Annotated in this window: 1 protein-coding gene; it reads left to right on the top strand. The window is 59.9% G+C overall.

Annotated elements, in window-relative coordinates:
- Nucleotides 1–123 precede the first annotated feature (123 nt).
- Nucleotides 124–1,023: IS5 family transposase (locus VSR68_RS42505; RefSeq protein WP_342945376.1), on the top strand; the 900-nt coding region annotated here is incomplete at its 3' end.

Raw genomic sequence — 1,023 nt, 5'->3', positions numbered from 1 at the left:
AGTTGGGCCTGAACAATCCGAAAAGCCTTGTGCGGTGAACCCATTCGGCAGAAATGGCATTGTGGGAATTGCAGGGACCTGGCATATTCATGCATAAATCCTGCAAATCCTGACGAGGTGCGGATGGGTCCCAAGACGCCTGTGACAGAGGGAGATTTCTTCCGGCAGCCGCTGCGTGAACAGATCAATCTGAAGCATCCGCTGGTTCGCCTGGCCGACCTGATCAAGTGGGATCAGCTGGGCGCATCGATGAGCGAGAGCTTCGTGTCGCGCAAGGGACGACCCGCGACTTCCCCCAGACTGATTGCTGGCCTGCTGTATCTGCAACACGCGTTCGACCTGTCTGACGAAGAGGTCGTGTGGCAATGGGTGGAGAACCCCTACTGGCAGGTTTTTACGGGCGAAACGTACCTGCAGACTGAGCCGCCGATCGACCCCTCGAGCCTGACGCGCTGGCGCAAGCGGCTCGGGGAGGCGGGAGTCGAAGAACTGCTGGCCGAGACAATCGAGGCCGCAAAGCGTGCCGGTGTAATCAAGGCTGCGAGCGTGAAACGCGTAATCGTCGATACGACAGTCATGCAGAAGGCGATCGCGCATCCCACCGATTCTCGCCTGCTCGAGCGATGTCGCGAACATCTGGTGAAGGCCGCAGCGCGTCACGGCCTGAAACTGCGGCAGAACTACAACCGCGAGGCGCCACACCTGGCACGTCAGATTGGCCGATACGCCCATGCCAAGCAGTACAAACGGATGAAGAAGGTGTTGCGTACGTTGCGCTCGCGCGTGGGTCGGGTGATGCGTGACGTGGAGCGGCAGATCGATGCGGTGTCCGACGGCAGTCGCCCGGCCCTGCAAGAACTGATTGGCCGCACGAAGCGGATCCTGTCGCAAAAGGCCAAGGACAAAAACAAGCTCTACGCACTGCATGCGCCAGAGGTGGAGTGCCTGGCCAAAGGCAAGGCGCGCACGCCGTATGAGTTTGGGGTGAAAGTGTCGATCACGACGACGCACAAGGAAGGTCTG

Origin of the sequence: Paraburkholderia phymatum, from assembly GCF_038900715.1 — a bacterium.
GTDB lineage: Bacteria > Pseudomonadota > Gammaproteobacteria > Burkholderiales > Burkholderiaceae > Paraburkholderia > Paraburkholderia phymatum_A.
Note: the sequence above shows the minus strand (reverse complement) of the source record. Positions and strands in the feature narration are given on the sequence as shown.